This is a genomic window from Rhizobium sp. BT-226 (genome assembly GCF_025847085.2).
In the GTDB taxonomy this organism is placed as follows: domain Bacteria; phylum Pseudomonadota; class Alphaproteobacteria; order Rhizobiales; family Rhizobiaceae; genus Rhizobium; species Rhizobium sophorae.
On record NZ_JAOYTI010000003.1, the window covers coordinates 832,122 to 846,665 of the forward strand.

14 protein-coding genes are annotated in these 14,544 nt (G+C 62.6%); 9 read left to right on the top strand and 5 right to left on the bottom strand.

The genetic code is table 11. The features are described 5' to 3' along the window. Positions 1–124: 124 nt before the first annotated feature. Together OIU37_RS23475 and OIU37_RS23480 are read right to left on the bottom strand one after the other, a co-directional pair. Positions 125–1,435 (bottom strand): ABC transporter substrate-binding protein, encoded by a 1,311-nt coding sequence (locus OIU37_RS23475; RefSeq protein ID WP_180696126.1) that lies wholly within the window; start codon positions 1,433–1,435, stop codon positions 125–127. A 354-nt stretch (positions 1,436–1,789) separates the two neighbouring features. Continuing rightward, on the bottom strand, positions 1,790–2,428 hold the full coding sequence (locus OIU37_RS23480; RefSeq protein ID WP_020047296.1) for a TetR/AcrR family transcriptional regulator: 639 nt from the start codon (positions 2,426–2,428) through the stop codon (positions 1,790–1,792). 99 nt (positions 2,429–2,527) lie between these two features. Here OIU37_RS23480 and OIU37_RS23485 point away from each other — a divergent pair, with 99 nt between their 5' ends. Genes OIU37_RS23485 through OIU37_RS23500 form a run of 4 tightly spaced genes read left to right on the top strand, consistent with a single transcriptional unit; the run spans position 2,528 to position 6,224 of the window. Beyond that, entirely contained in the window at positions 2,528–3,724 is a 1,197-nt protein-coding gene (locus tag OIU37_RS23485) for a Tm-1-like ATP-binding domain-containing protein (RefSeq protein ID WP_264258790.1), read from the top strand. Between the two features lie 11 nt (positions 3,725–3,735). Then, positions 3,736–4,578 (top strand): phosphoenolpyruvate hydrolase family protein, encoded by an 843-nt coding sequence (locus tag OIU37_RS23490; protein WP_264258791.1) that lies wholly within the window; start codon positions 3,736–3,738, stop codon positions 4,576–4,578. A 10-nt stretch (positions 4,579–4,588) separates the two neighbouring features. Further along, positions 4,589–5,002, top strand: coding sequence for a cupin domain-containing protein (locus tag OIU37_RS23495; protein WP_072641426.1), 414 nt, complete (start codon positions 4,589–4,591; stop codon positions 5,000–5,002). A gap of 31 nt (positions 5,003–5,033) precedes the next feature. Further along, positions 5,034–6,224, top strand: a complete 1,191-nt coding sequence (locus OIU37_RS23500; RefSeq protein WP_171603712.1) for a Xaa-Pro peptidase family protein — start codon at positions 5,034–5,036, stop codon at positions 6,222–6,224. 72 nt (positions 6,225–6,296) lie between these two features. On the opposite strand, the gene OIU37_RS23505 is transcribed toward OIU37_RS23500, so the two are convergent. Both OIU37_RS23505 and OIU37_RS23510 read right to left on the bottom strand, forming a co-directional pair. Beyond that, positions 6,297–6,890: a DJ-1/PfpI family protein gene (locus OIU37_RS23505; RefSeq protein WP_180696120.1), complete on the bottom strand. Its 594-nt coding sequence runs from the start codon at positions 6,888–6,890 to the stop codon at positions 6,297–6,299. A gap of 56 nt (positions 6,891–6,946) precedes the next feature. Further along, positions 6,947–7,645: a GntR family transcriptional regulator gene (locus OIU37_RS23510; RefSeq protein WP_264258793.1), complete on the bottom strand. Its 699-nt coding sequence runs from the start codon at positions 7,643–7,645 to the stop codon at positions 6,947–6,949. 96 nt (positions 7,646–7,741) lie between these two features. Here OIU37_RS23510 and OIU37_RS23515 point away from each other — a divergent pair, with 96 nt between their 5' ends. The 4 genes from OIU37_RS23515 to OIU37_RS23530 are packed head-to-tail and all read left to right on the top strand — an operon-like array spanning position 7,742 to position 12,366. After that, positions 7,742–8,776 carry an Ldh family oxidoreductase gene (locus tag OIU37_RS23515; protein WP_240604757.1) on the top strand — a complete coding sequence of 345 codons (1,035 nt, stop codon included), beginning with the start codon at positions 7,742–7,744 and terminating at the stop codon, positions 8,774–8,776. Next, positions 8,773–10,002, top strand: coding sequence for an iron-containing alcohol dehydrogenase (locus tag OIU37_RS23520; protein ID WP_171603715.1), 1,230 nt, complete (start codon positions 8,773–8,775; stop codon positions 10,000–10,002). Before OIU37_RS23515 ends, OIU37_RS23520 begins: the two co-directional genes overlap by 4 nt. A gap of 13 nt (positions 10,003–10,015) precedes the next feature. Continuing rightward, positions 10,016–11,503 carry an NAD-dependent succinate-semialdehyde dehydrogenase gene (locus OIU37_RS23525; RefSeq protein WP_171603716.1) on the top strand — a complete coding sequence of 496 codons (1,488 nt, stop codon included), beginning with the start codon at positions 10,016–10,018 and terminating at the stop codon, positions 11,501–11,503. 11 nt (positions 11,504–11,514) lie between these two features. Then, positions 11,515–12,366, top strand: a complete 852-nt coding sequence (locus tag OIU37_RS23530; protein ID WP_171603717.1) for an alpha/beta hydrolase — start codon at positions 11,515–11,517, stop codon at positions 12,364–12,366. Positions 12,367–12,473: 107 nt separating this feature from the next. Here OIU37_RS23530 and OIU37_RS23535 read toward each other — a convergent pair whose 3' ends face one another. Continuing rightward, the gene (locus OIU37_RS23535; RefSeq protein ID WP_180696115.1) at positions 12,474–13,799 is read right to left on the bottom strand and encodes an FAD-binding oxidoreductase; all 1,326 of its coding nucleotides are present in this window, start codon (positions 13,797–13,799) and stop codon (positions 12,474–12,476) included. A 233-nt stretch (positions 13,800–14,032) separates the two neighbouring features. On the opposite strand from OIU37_RS23535, the gene OIU37_RS23540 reads away from it, so the two are divergent. Continuing rightward, positions 14,033–14,509 (top strand): Lrp/AsnC family transcriptional regulator, encoded by a 477-nt coding sequence (locus tag OIU37_RS23540; protein WP_003549758.1) that lies wholly within the window; start codon positions 14,033–14,035, stop codon positions 14,507–14,509. Positions 14,510–14,544: the final 35 nt, after the last annotated feature.

The following is a 14,544-nucleotide window of genomic DNA, read 5'->3' on the forward strand; positions in this document are numbered from 1 at the left end:
CGGAAAAGGCATCACGATGCGCGAAGTGAATTCCGGGCGCCGCGCCCTCTCGAACCGCGCCTTTGGGCGCGAGATGCAGAATGCAAACGGAGGGGCGACGGAGCCCCTCCGCTGATCGCGTTTGCTATTTATTGCGTCCGTATTTCTTGAATGTCGCGTTCCAGTCCGCTGCCAGAGAGTCGAGCGCTTCCTTCGCCGTGCCTTGCCCGGCTGTCACGAAGGGGTAGATGCGCTGGTTCATCTGGATCAGCAGTTCGGCATATTCAGGCGTTGCCCAGAAGTCCTTCACCTTGAACATCGTCTCGTAGAAGGCCTTGTTATAGGGTGTCGCGTTCTGAAATTCCGGCGATTCAAGCACCTTGGCGCTTGCTGTGTAGCCTCCGAGTTCGGCCCAGCGCTTCTGGGTCTCGTCCTTGATGAACCATTCGAGGAATTTCATCGCCTCTTCCTGGTTCTTTGAATAGGAGACGATCGATATGCCCTGGCCGCCGAGCGCTGCGAATTGCTCGCCGTTCGGGCCTGCCGGGTTGGCAAAGAAGCCGGTAACCTTGGCATTCGGGTTGGACGCCTCGTTCACCAGGGCCGGGAAGAAGGCAAAGTAGTTCATGCTCATCGCCGCCAGATTCTCAGTAATCGCCTGGTTGTTCTCGACGAAGAAGGACTTGGCCCAGCCCGGAGGCGTAAACCCGTAGAGCTCGCGATACAGTTCGAGCGCCTTGACGTTCTTCTCGGAATTGATGATGCCGTCGACCTTGTAGCTCTGGTAGTCGCCGAGTTCGCCTCCAAAGGAGAAGATCGCGTTCTCGACACCCATGACGAGACCGTCATAGGAGTTGTCGGTATAGATGGCGATTCCGTAGCGCTTCTGGTCGGGACGGTGGAAGAACTCGGCGATGTCGCGCATCTCGGCCCATGTCTTCGGCGGGGCGAGGTCGTAGCCGTATTTGGCCTTGAACGCCTCCATCTCCTTGGGATCTTCGAACCAGTCCTTGCGGTAGGACCAGCCGACGGCGTCGCCTTCGGCCGGAACTGACCAGTACTTTTTCGAGTTCGCCGGATATTCGGCGTAGTATTTCACTGTTGCCGGGGCCATCACCTGGGTCAGATTGTGCTTGGTGAAGAATTCGGTCAGATCCACGTAATGTCCGGCTTCTGACGCTGCCCCGATCCACTGGCTGTCGCCGACGACCATGTCATAGGCTGACCCCTTGGCGTTGAACTCGGTGAAGGCCTTGGTCTGGAAGTCAGCCCATGGTGTGGTCTCGACCGTGACTTTGACGCCGGTTTCAGCCTCGTATTCGTTCGCGAGTTCCTGAAGGTAGTTTGCCGGGTCCCACTCGGCCCAGAAGATCGTCAGTTCCTGGGCCTGCGCGGACGTTCCGCAGGCCCACATCAATCCGACACCGGCCAATAGACCGGTCATAGTTTTGCGCATAACGTTTCCTCCCATTTATGCACGCTTCCCGCGTCATCGCGGGCCTCCCGATCCGGCTTCCCGATCCTCCTGGGTGATTTTCGTGCTGGGGTCCTCCCCGACCCTGGCGCGTTTCAGATCTCAAGCCTGAATGTTATTCCCTAATCTGGTAGTACCAAACGCCATTATCGTCAAGAGTGAGCCTCGGAGAGCATTTAGCAAAGGTTCGTCTTCCGGACTTCTAGATCTCTTCCCACAATTGCGACTCCGCTCATGCAGTCTTGTCAGGCGAAGTCACGTCTTGCTCGCCAATCCCGACCACATTTGCTTCATCTGGTCCAACCAATTGTTGGATTAATTTGAAGGTTCCCCACGTCATGCTTTGCTCTCCGCCTGCCGTAACGCCGTGTCAACAAGCGCCTTGGCGGCCCACTCGGCAACAGACTGCGCGCTTTCGGAGGTCAGGCCCCAGATATCCTTCAATACGATCAGCACCTCGACGCCGAAGACAAGCGAAAGCGCCTGCGCAAGGCGTTCCCGGGATTCGGGCGGCACGGTGCCCTGCAGGGGAGCCGTCACGCACTTGAGCAAGTCGACCCGGTGGCCGCGCGTGAATAGCGGCTCGTTGCCGAGCGTGCCGGCCTGACGCTGCGCCCACTGGTCCAGCGAAAGTTTCAGCGCCGCCTTGAAGGTGGCTTCGAACTCGTCGATGCGCGGCATTGCGGTCGCCAATAGGTCGGCAACGCGGGTGCGTGCATCCGGACTGTCCGACGACCAACTGAGTATCGGCCCCAGAGCCTCATCCACCACGGCATGCACGAGCGCGGCCTGGCTCGGAAAGTAGCGGTAGGCCGTCGCGCGCGAGACTTCGGCAGCCTCGGCGACTTCACTTACCGAGGGAGTGATGCCGGACTGCATGAGCCGCGTTGCCGTTTCAAGCATCAGTTTTCGCGTTCGGGCACGCGGGCCTCGCTCGGTCCTGGCTGTTTCGTTCTGTTGACGTGAGACATCCATATCTTTATGATACGCGCGTCTCACAAATTTGCAAGGGCCCATCGCTTTGCCCGGACGTGGGATATGCTGGGAGGAAACCCAACCGGTCTCGGAGGGGAAATGAAGCAGATCTACGTGGTCGGCACGGCCGACACGAAGGGCGAGGAGCTTGCTTATCTGGCCGCTTGCATCGAAGCGGCGGGTGGGGCTGTTGTCCGCGTCGACGTCGGCATCCGCGAGCCTCAAACCTCCGTCGATGTGAGGGCAGACGCGGTGGCGGCGTGCCATCCGGACGGGGCTGGGGCCGTTCTTGCCAGCGGCGACCGCGGAACGGCGGTCGAGGCGATGGGCATTGCCTTCGCGCGCTTCCTGGTGGAGCGCCAAGACATCGCCGGCGTCATCGGTATCGGTGGAGGCGGGGGCACTTCGATCATTACCGCAGGCATGCGCCAATTGCCGCTCGGTCTGCCAAAGATCATGGTCTCGACGCTCGCATCCGGCGATGTGGCTCCCTTTGTCGATGTTTCAGACATCGTGATGATGCCCTCGGTCACGGACATGGCGGGCCTGAACCGGCTGAGCCGTGTCATTCTTCACAACGCCGCCCAGGCGATCACCGCCATGTCCCGCCGGCCGGCTGAGGTGACTGCATCCAAACCGGCCCTCGGGCTTACCATGTTCGGCGTTACGACACCTGCCGTATCCGCCATGGTCGAGCGCCTCCGATCGGACTATGACTGCCTGGTCTTCCACGCGACAGGCACGGGCGGGCGGGCGATGGAGAAGCTTGTCGACAGCGAGCTGGTCTCAGGCGTGCTCGACATCACGACGACCGAGGTCTGCGACCTGCTGTTCGGCGGCGTCTTGCCCGCCACCTCGGACCGTTTCGGCGCCATTGCTCGCAAAGGCCTGCCCTATGTCGGCTCGGTCGGTGCGCTCGACATGGTGAACTTCTGGGCGCCGGAGACCGTTCCGGAGCGTTATGCCGGCCGGCTGTTTTACCGGCACAACCCGAACGTCACCCTGATGCGCACGACCTCGGCCGAATGCGCGCAGATCGGCCGCTGGATCGGCGACAAGCTCAATCTGTGCCACGGCCCCGTACGCTTCCTCATTCCCGAAAAGGGCGTTTCGGCCCTCGACATCGAAGGCGGTCCGTTCTTCGACCCACAAGCCGACGCCGCGCTTTTCGCCGCGCTCGAGACGACGGTGAAGCCGACGGCGTCGCGACGTATTATTCGCCTGCCGCTCCATATCAACGATCCAGATTTCGCCGAGGCCGCCGTCGCGGCCTATCGTGATATCGCCAACCCCTGAGAGACAAATCGATGCCAGTCATACCGCGCAGCACCATCCTCGAAAAATTTCACGGCATGATCGCAGCCGGCGTGCCGATCGTCGGCGGCGGTGCCGGCACAGGCATCTCCGCCAAGGCCGAGGAGGCAGGCGGTATCGACCTCATCATTATCTACAATTCCGGGCGATACCGCATGGCGGGCCGCGGTTCGGCGGCCGGACTGCTCGCCTATGGCAATGCCAACGAAATCGTCAAGGACATGGCGCTTGAAGTGTTGCCGGTCGTGAAAAAGACGCCGGTGCTTGCCGGCGTCAACGGCACGGACCCTTTCGTGCTGATGCCGCGCTTCCTCGCCGACCTCAAGGCAATGGGCTTTTCAGGCGTACAGAACTTCCCCACAGTAGGCCTCTTCGACGGCCGGATGCGGCAGAGTTTCGAGGAAACGGGCATGAGCTACAATCTGGAGGTCGAGATGATCGCCACCGCCCACGGGCTCGACCTGCTGACGACGCCCTATGTCTTCAACGAGAGCGAGGCTATCGCCATGACGACCGCTGGCGCCGACATCGTCGTGGCGCATATGGGGGTGACGACCGGCGGCACGATCGGCGCCACATCCGGCAAGTCCCTCGATGCCTGCGTCGACGAGATCGCCGCGATCGCCAAGGCGGCACGTTCCGTGCGCGACGACGTCATCGTGCTCTGCCACGGCGGCCCGATCTCCATGCCGGAGGATGCGCGCTACATTCTCGAGCGTTGCCCTGGCTGCCACGGCTTTTATGGCGCAAGCTCGATGGAGCGCCTGCCGGCAGAGGCGGCAATCCGCAAGCAGACGGAAGATTTCAAGACGCTCGCCATCGGCGCGGTCGTCTGAGGAGGGTTTCATGGTAAAGGACAAGTACTTCATCTATCCTGAGGATGTGAGCGCCTTCGGCTTCGACTGGGGCAAGCTGTCGCTGACTGTGGCGCCCGAGGTCAACGGCGCCAGCCGCTTTTCCGGCGGCGTCGTCGAGCTGCCAAGCGGCGAGGGCCATTCCCGCCACAATCACCCTGGCGCGGAGGAAATCATTTTTGTGATTTCCGGCGAGGGCGAGCAGATGGTCGAGGACGAGAATGGTAATCCGATCACGCAGAAGGTCGCCAGCGGCTGCACGATCTATATTCCGGAAAGTCGCTTTCATTCGACGAAGAACACTGGTGGCGGGAAGATGCTCCTCTTCGTGGTCTACTCACCGGCCGGGCCGGAGCTTGCGCTACGCGATTTGCCGGACTTCCGCCTGCTGCCGCCGGGCTTCTGAGGCGGCGCATCCATTTCTGGGAGGAAAGACAATGAACGACAATGCAGGGCAAACAAGGCAGGCCGCCGTGACGCCGTTCGATACGGCCAAGCTCGACCGTCTCATGGAGGAAGCCGGTATCGACGTCATCGTCGCCACTTCCAAACACAACACGCAATATCTCATGGGCGGCTATAAGTTCATCTTCTTCGCCGCCATGGATGCGATCGGGCATAGCCGGTACCTGCCGATGGTGATTTATGAGAAAGGCGCGCCCGATCACTCCGCCTATGTGGGCAACCGCATGGAGGGCGCGGAGCACCAGAACAATCCATTCTGGACGCCCGCCGTGCATACGGCGAGCTGGGGCACGCAGGACGCCGCCGGGCTCGCCGCCGAGCACCTGAAGAAAATCGGCAAGGCCGGTGGGCGCATCGGCATCGAGCCGGCCTTCATGCCATCCGATGCCCGCGACCTTCTTGCCTCTCGGCTGGATGGCGCTCGATTTGTCGATGCCACGCATGTGTTGGAGCGGCTAAGGGCGGTCAAGACGCCAGATGAACTGGCAAGGCTGAGACGCGCCTCCGAACTGATTACCGACTCGATGCTGGCGACGATCGCGGCGGCGCGCGCCGGCTCTACAAAGATGGAGATCATCGAGCAGTTGCGCCGGGAGGAAACGAACCGCGGCCTGCACTTCGAATATTGCCTGCTGACGCTCGGCTCCAGCCACAATCGCGCGGGCTCGCCGCAGGCCTGGGCCGAGGGCGAGATCCTGTCGATCGATTCCGGCGGCAACTATCACGGATATATCGGTGACCTCTGCCGCATGGGTGTGCTCGGCGAGCCGGATGCGGAGCTGGAGGACCTTCTGGCCGAAGTCGAATGCGTCCAGCAAGCGGCCTTCGCCAAGGTCAGGGCAGGGGCTGCGGGCAGGGAGATGATCGTGGCAGCGGAGGCCGAGCTCAAGGCCTCGCCGTCGGCGGCCTTCACCGACTTTTTCTGCCATGGCATGGGCATCATCGCCCACGAAGCGCCATTCCTCATGACGAACCACCCCGTCACCTATGATGGCATCGATGCCGACAAACCGCTGGAAGCCGGGAGTGTGATCTCGGTCGAGACGACGATGCTTCACCCGAAGCGCGGATTCATCAAGCTGGAGGATACGCTCGCAATCACCGATGGCGGCTATGAAATGTTCGGCGACCGTGGCCGCGGCTGGAACCGCGGCGGAGCGTGATTGCAGGCCCATTGCAAAAAGGTCCCCGGCAAATATCACCTGCCGGGCCTTTCGTTGCTTGGTGCCGTCGTCTCAGCTGTGGTGGATCTCTGTTCCCAGTACCTTCAGGCATTCGCGGATAAAGGCAGCGAGCGCCGTCCAGCCCTTGGCCGAAACCATCGTGCCATCGACATAGGCTTCGGTTGGCGACAGGTCGATATAGGTTCCGCCCGCCAGGGTGACCTCCGGTTCGCAGGCCCCAAGTGCGCCAACCTTCTTGCCGCGAACGACACCGTCGACCGCGATCAGGATCTGGACCCCGTGGCAGATAGTGAAGATCGGCTTCTTCTGCTCGTGAAAATGACGCACCATCGCCTGCACCCGCTTGTCGGTGCGGATATATTCCGGTCCCCGCCCGCCGGCGCAGTAGACGGCATGATACTGGTCGAGCTGGTCCTCGGCCTCGGAAAACGTCTTGTTGATGGTGACGTTGTGCCCGAGTTTTTCGGTATAGGTCTGGTCACCCTCGAAATCGTGCAGCGACGTCCTGAGGATGTCGCCGGCCTTCTTATCCGGGCACACGATATGCACCGTGTGACCGACCGCCTCCATCGCCTGCTGAAAGACGAAGATTTCGTACTCCTCGGTGAAATCGCCGGTGAGCATTAGGATTTTCTTGCCTGGCATGGGTTCTCCTCCTCGTTGTCAGGTCGGGCAGGCTCGTCCTTGCCCGGCGCGGTTGCTCAGATTTCGTCGAAGGCCGGCAACAGCCGGTCGCGCGAATGTTCGATATGGATGCGCATTGCCTTCGCGGCTGCGCCGGGGTCGCGGGCCGCGAAGGCATCGAGCAGCGTCTGATGCTCGGCGAGCGCCTCCTCGGTGACGCGGCGATGGAACATCAGGCGGAAGATATGGAAATGCGTATGCTGGAATGTCAGCATCTCGCGGATCAACTCGTTGCCGGCAAATTCCATGATGCGGTCGTGGAAAATAGCGTCATTGCGGGCGAAGGCCGAATAGTTCGCTCGTTCGTCCCTGTTGTCGCTGCGTGTCATCACGCCGGCGGCCTCCGTCAGGATGGCCAGCTTTTCGTCGTTCATCGCCTCGGCGGCCTTCGCAGCGCCGGCAGGTTCCAGCAGCAGGCGCAGTTCATAGAGCTCGTCGAAGCGGTGGCGCGTGATCTGCGGCGCGGCACGATAGCCGACGAGATGCTGCTTGACGACGAGGCCTTCGCCTTCAAGCCGGCCGAGGGCTTCGCGGATAGGGGTGTGTGAGACGTTGAATTCCCTGACCAGGTTGTCGACGGTGATGCGAGCCCCCGGGGCGATCTTCAATGACATGAGCTGGTTGAAGATTGCCTCGTAGACGTCGCCCGCCAGGCTGTTGGCGCGCGGTATCTGGGTTGTGCCCGTTGAGGGTTCCTTCGGTCTCGTCGAAATCATCTGCTGCCTTGCCTCTTGACAGGTTCAATCGCTAGCACGATGCTGCGGCCAAGACAATCCTATATCCTATACGATTTAATATAGGGAGGAAAAATCATGCGCATATCCGAAACGGCAGCGCTTGCGCTTGCCACCCGGCTGCTGGAAGAGCATGGCGCACCGCGTGACCATGCGGCCCTGCAGGCTCGCGTCTTGGTAACGGCCGAGATGAAGGGGCACCCCTCGCATGGCCTGTACCGGCTTCCGCGGCTGGTCGAACGGATCGAGCGCGGGGTCATTGACCCGCAGACGAAGGGCACGCAGCGCTGGCGCGCGGATGCGGTGCTGGAGGTGGAGGGTTCGTCGGGATTTGGCCCCGTCGTCGCGATGGCCGCGATCGAGCGGCTGGCGCCTAACATTCCGGATCTTGGCATCGGCCTTGTCGCCGTGCGCAATGCCAACCATCTCGGCATGCTCGCGCATTATGTGGAGGCCATCGCCGCAATGGGTTTCGTCGGCATCGCGCTCTCGTCGAGCGAGGCGCTGGTCCATCCCTTCGGCGGTACACGGGCCATGCTCGGCACGAACCCCATCGCCATCGCCGTGCCGACCGCCGAGGAACCGCTCGTGCTCGATCTTGCCACCAGCCTCGTGCCGATGGGCAGGATCCACCACCACGCGGCGACCGGCAGGCCCATTCCCGAGGGATGGGCGCGCGATGCCGCCGGTAACCCGACGACCGATCCCGGGCGTGCGAAGGCCGGCGCGATTGCGCCCTTTGGCGACGCGAAGGGCTACGGCCTCGGCATTGCTTTGGAGCTGCTGGTGGCAGCTCTTGCCGGCTCGGCGCTCGCGCCGGATGCGCGCGGCACGCTCGACAGCCAGTCGCCGTGCAACAAGGGCGACGTCTTCATCTTGATCGAGCCCAGTTTGGCGCCGGGACTGCCGGAGCGGCTGTCGACCTATCTCGATGCCGTGCGCGCTTCACCACCCGCCAGCGCCGGCGAACCGGTTCTCGTCCCGGGCGATCGTGCCCGCGGGCGGCGAGCGGCGGCAAGCCGCAACGGGTTCGAGATCGACCAGAGCCTCTGGGAAGACCTCAACGCGCTTTCGCGCCCACGCATTCTGGCCTTCGAGGGACAAAGATCATGAGCCTGTTTGCTGCCTTGAGGCTGCCGCGGGAAATCCTGTTCGGCGTCGGCCAGCGCCATGCGCTCGCGAGCGTCGCCAGCAGAACCGGCCGGCGCGCACTCGTCTGCACGGATGCGCGTTTTGCCGCAACGCCGGTCTTTGCGGAAATGATCGCCGCGCTTGAAGCAGCCGGCATTGTCGTCCTGGTGCATGACCGCACGCTGCCGGACGTGCCGCAAGATACGGTCGCTGTTTGCGTTGAGGCCGCGCGCGGTTTTGAGCCCGATATGGTGATCGGCATCGGTGGCGGCAGCTGTCTCGACATGGCCAAATGCGCTTCGCTCCTGCTCGCTCACGGAGGCGCGCTCGCCGATTATTACGGTGAGTTCAAGGTGCCGGCGCCCGTCCTGCCGGTCATCGCCGTGCCGACGACGGCAGGGACCGGGTCCGAGGTGACGCCGGTTGCGGTTGTTTCCGATCCCGATCGTATCCTGAAGGTTGGCATTTCCAGCCCATATCTCATCGCCGCAGCGGCGATCTGCGACCCGGAACTGACCTTATCCTGCCCGCCCGGGCTCACGGCGATTGCCGGTGCGGATGCGTTGACGCATGCCATCGAAGCCTTCACGGCCATGCGCCGCCCCGGCGATCCCGACCTCGCACAGCAGCATGTCTTCATCGGAAAGAGCGATCTCTCTGACCAGTTCGCGCTGCATGCCATCCGGCTCCTCAGTCGGAGCCTGGAAAAGGCATTCGTCGACGGCGCCGACATCGATGCGCGCGCCGATGTGATGATGGGCGCGCTCGCAGCCGGCTGCGCCTTCGGAACGGCGGGCACCGCGGCGGCCCATGCCGTGCAATATCCGGTCGGTGCCTTGACCCATACGCCGCACGGCCTCGGGGTTGCGACCATGCTGCCCTATGTGATGACATATAATCGCCGCGTCGCGAGCGCGGACATCGCCATTGTCGGTAGGGCGCTCGGCCTTGATGCCACCGGAGTGGAGGACGATGAAACGATTGCCGATGCCGCGATCGGCGAGGTCTGCCGCCTCTTCGCCGCGATCGGCATCGCTCCGACGCTCGCCGGGCTTGGCCTGCCGGAAGACCGGATCGACTGGGCCGCAGAGCAGGCGCTCGGCATCGGCCGGCTGATCAAGAACAATCCCCGCTCCTTCGATGCCGCTACCATGCGCGGCCTGGTGCGGGCCGCCTATGACGGCGACCTGGCCGCTTCCGCCCTCTGACCTGGAAATCATCATGAACGTCAACCAGCATTCTTCGCAACCAGACCACGATCGCTTCGGGCTTAACTCGTTCTCCCGCGGCCTCTATATTGGCGGCGCCTGGCGGCCTGCGGCGGGCGAGGGTCGGATCGAGGTGATCGACCCCTCGACCGAGGCGGTCGTTGCCGCCGTGCCGGATGCGACCCTTGCGGATGCGGCAGCGGCCGTGGAGGCTGCCGCAAGCGTTGCGGAAAGCTGGCGCGAGACTCCGCCGAGAAAGCGTTCCGAGATCCTGCGCCGCTGCTTCGAACTTATGGTGGAGCGCTCCGAAACGCTTGCCAGGCTCATTTCGCTCGAGAACGGCAAGGCGTTGCGCGACGCGCGCGGCGAGGTGGCCTATGCGGCGGAGTTCTTTCGGTGGAATGCCGAGGAGGCGGTGCGCATCTCTGGTGAGTTCGGCCTTGCCCCGGCCGGCGGAAACCGGATCGTGGTCGATTACCAGCCTATCGGCATCTGCGTTCTCATCACACCGTGGAATTTCCCGGCCGCGATGGCGACCCGCAAGATCGCGCCTGCCCTTGCCGCGGGCTGCACCGTCATCCTGAAGCCGGCGAGCGAGACGCCGCTGACGGCCTACGCGCTTGCGGCTCTCTACGAGGAAGCGGGCGTGCCGCCGGGTGTCGTGAACGTGATGACAACATCGACGCCAGGCCCCGTCATCGCCGCGATGCTGGGCGACCCGCGCGTGCGAAAACTTTCCTTCACCGGCTCGACGGGCGTCGGCCGCACGCTTCTGGCGGAAGCGTCGAAAAATGTCATCTCCTGTTCCATGGAACTCGGCGGCAACGCGCCATTCATCGTTTTCGACGATGCGGACATCGACGCGGCGATCGAGGGTCTGATGGTCGCGAAAATGCGCAATGCGGGTGAGGCCTGCACGGCTGCAAACCGCATTTACGTCCAGTCCGGTATTCACGATGCCTTCGCGGAAAAATTCACCCGACTCATGGCCGCCCTCAGGGTCGGCCCGGGTGTGGATCCGGATACCGAGTGCGGTCCGATGATCACGCGCAAGGCGGTGGAGAAGATCGAGCGCCTGGTTGCTGACGCCATTTCGCGCGGCGCGCGCGCGCTCTGCGGCGGACGAACGTTGGCAGGGCGCGGATTTTTTTATCCGCCGACGGTGCTTGTCGATGTTTCCCGGGACTCCGACATGGGCTGCGAGGAGATTTTCGGTCCCGTCGCGCCGCTCTATCGTTTCGAGACCGAGGCCGAGGTCATCGCTGCCGCCAACGATACGGAATATGGCCTCGCCGCCTACATCTATACCCGCGACATTGGCCGCGGCATGCGGGTCGCCTCCAAGGTCGAGGCTGGAATGATCGCGCTCAATCGTGGACTGGTCTCCGATCCCGCGGCCCCCTTTGGCGGTGTGAAACAGAGCGGCCTTGGACGTGAAGGAGGGCAGCATCACGGTATCGCGGAGTTCATGGAAGCCAAGTACATTGCGACAAGTTTCTGAGGGAGGAACTTGTGGCCGCCGATCCGTTCCGCATTCGTGACCATGTCGCAGATTTCGACGCGATCGTTGGCGATATCCGTGCTCGCAGCCTTGCGACGCGGCGCACTGTCGCCATGGAGGCCAACATCGCCTACGGGACCGAACCGGGCGAGACGCTCGACATCTTCCTGCCAGATAGCGCCGGCTCGGACTTGCCGATCCACATGTTCATCCATGGCGGCTATTGGCGGATGTTTTCCAAGGAGGACTATTCCTGCGTCGCCGAGACCATTACCGGCGCCGGCGCGGTCGCAGCTATCGTCGATTACTCCTTGATGCCCACGGTGAGAATGGACGTCCTGATTGATCAGGTCCTGAAAGCCAAGGCATTCCTGCTGGCGCATGCCGATCGTTTTGGCGCCACGTCAAAGCGGTTCTCCGTCAGCGGCCACTCCGCCGGTGCACATCTTGCAACCTTTCTCTTCCATCGCTCGCCAGCGCCTTCGGGCGTCGTCGCTGCTTTCCTGCTTGGCGGGTTATACGATCTCGAACCCCTGCAGAGGTCTTTCCTGCGCGACGAAATTGCATTGAGCGACGAGGAGGTGCGACGGTTTACGCCCATGCGTCACCAGCACGATCCTGCAACGCGTGTCGATATCATGACCGGCGAACGGGAAACCGGTCCATTCAAAATCCAGGCGAATGCTTTCAGGGACATTCTTGCCGCCCAGGGGCTCGACGTGCGGGCATCGCAGGTCGCAGACGGCAATCACATGAGCACAGTACGCGATCTCGCCGTCCTCGGCACACCTGTGGCGGCAGCATTGCACGCCTTGATTGCCAATGATCCCGGTGAGGAACCGAAGCGATCAACCTTCCCTTGACCGCCGGTTTTTCGTTATCGTGGCAATCGAAGCGTGATGCATCAGCTCCTGTGACACCAAGCCGTGCCGATCCGCGTTGCCGACATCGCGCAAATGCCGACTGCTCCCTAGAAATCAGCCACTTTGCCCCAGGCGGATGTCCCGAAGCGCTCGGGATGGTATGGCCTGGGATCAACGATCGGCTCATCGCCCGTGACGATATCGGCGATCAAATGGCCGGCGCCCGGCCCGATGCCGAAGCCGTGTCCACTGAAGCCGGCAGCGACGATGAAACCCGGGAGGGTAGGGATTTCGCCGATCCCGGGCACCCCGTCAGGTGTGCTGTCGATGTACCCTGCCCAGGCCGCGCTGATATCGGTTTTTTTCAACGCGGGAAGAAGTTCGAGCGCCCGCGAATGCGTGAGGGCAATGGTGGCCTCGTTTACCGCCGGGTCGAGGATGCGCATGCGCTCCATCGGTGTCGGCCTGTCGAGCCGCCAGCGTGCCAGAGATTCATGCCCTGAGCGAAAACCTTCCAACCCGCCGGGTGCGAGACTGCGCCAGCGCCGGGCAAACATCGGCAGGAACTGCCGCGCGAAGCGAAGCTGCTGCGGCGTCGGATCGACGCGGCCGCGGCCGCTGATCGCCAGCGTGTAGCCGCCATCGCGACGTCGCGTCACCGACACTGCGGATGTATGCAATGCATCCGGCAGGCCCTCGGCCCCCGCGGAAACCGAGAGGATTGACGAGCGGATCGAGGCTTGCGGAAATCGAATGCCGAGTTGGCGGCAGAAGGAGGAGGCCCAGGCGCCGCCGGCGAGGATGGCGATTTTCGTGCGGATCGTGCCATGCTCGGTGACGACGCCGGAGAGCCTTCCGCCTTCGACGTCAAGGCCGCGGGCCGCACAGGATTGATGCACCGTTCCGCCGAGCTTCAGGATCGCACGCGCGACGGCCGGCGCAGCGCTTGCCGGATCGGCGGTGCCGTCGGTCGGCGAAAACACCCCGCCTTTCCATGAGGTGCCGGTGGCACGCCCGCGTTCGGTTGCCTCTTCGCTGCTCAGCATATGCGTCGTGACGCCGACCGAGCGGGCGAAATCGCGCCAGCGTGCCCAGCCGGACAGTTCCTCCTCGCTATTGCTGAGATAGAAGAGGCCGCAGCGACGGAAGCCGGTATCCTCGCCGGTCTCAGTGGCGAAGCGCTCCCACAGATCGAGGCTCTTGGTCGACATCGGCAGTTCGCGGGCGTCGCGGTTCTGCTGTCGGCACCAGCCCCAGTTGCGGCTCGATTGCTCGGCGCCGATCAGGCCCTTCTCGACGAGGGCGACCTTCAATCCGCGCCGGGTGAGATAGTAGGCCGCAAAAACCCCGACGATGCCGCCGCCGATGACCACGGCATCAGCGGTGGAAGGCAGTTCCGGCGTGGTGTCGACGCGATTGAGCGGTGCAGGCATGGGAGAGTCTCCGTTTTAACGCTAGTGTAGCGGATCCGACGCCACGGCTTTGCCGGAGATCGGTTCGTGGCAGCAGAAGATTCCGTGTGGGGAGGATGCCAGTAGCCGTTTGTGCTTCGGCCTGTCTCGCAACGCGATCGACAGGCCAACGTCATGTGCTAAGGTTGGTGTCGGGAACAAGCAGCATAATCTGCTGCGTCATTGGCGATCTCCAGCAAGTGAGGGCGTGTGAGATGAAACTCGACCGGATCGACGTAAAAATCCTTTACGAACTGCAGAAGAATGGCCGAGTCACCAATGTGGAACTCGCCGAACTGGTCAATCTGTCGCCGAGCCCCTGCCTGATGCGGGTAAAGAAGCTGCAGTCCGAAGGCTACATCGAAGGCTATTCGGCCCAGATCAACGTCAGCAAGCTGGGGCAGACGCTGACTGTCTTCACCGAGATCACCCTGAAGAACCACCGGCAAATCGACTTCGCCCGCTTCCTGGCGGCGATCGAGAAGGTCGACCAGGTGATCGAATGCCATCTGGTCTCCGGCGGCTACGATTATCTGCTGAAGTTCGTCACCGCCGGGATCGACGAATACCAGACGATCATGGAGCGCCTCACCGATATGGACGTCGGCATCGACAAATATTTCAGCTTCGTCGTGCTGAAATCGCCAATCATCAAAGCCCACATGCCGCTAACCACCTTGTTTCCGCATTAGTTGGCGAGAAGGACCGCACCGGGGCCGCTCCTGAT